Raw genomic sequence first — 223 nt, 5'->3', positions numbered from 1 at the left:
TCCAGCCATCGATCTGGCGGACGTGGTCGACACGCTCATCATGGCGCGCCGGAAGCACCCGGGTGCCGCGAACAACCTCGATGCGCTCTGCTCGCGATATGGAATCGACAAGTCCAAGCGCACCAAGCACGGCGCGTTGCTCGACGCCGAGATTCTGGCCGAGGTCTATATCGAACTGATCGGCGGACGTCAGGTGGGATTCGACCTCTCGGCTCAGCCCGCG

At 63.7% G+C, this 223-nt stretch carries 1 protein-coding gene; it reads left to right on the top strand.

Annotation, left to right across the window (positions count from 1 at the left end):
• Positions 1–223: exonuclease domain-containing protein (locus tag E4K09_RS02795; protein WP_280177442.1), on the top strand; the 223-nt coding region annotated here is incomplete at both ends.

Source organism: Microvirga pakistanensis (genome assembly GCF_004458765.1).
Taxonomy (GTDB): Bacteria; Pseudomonadota; Alphaproteobacteria; order Rhizobiales; family Beijerinckiaceae; genus Microvirga; species Microvirga pakistanensis.
The sequence above is the reverse complement of the archived record's forward strand: the minus strand, read 5'-3'. Positions and strand labels throughout refer to the sequence as shown.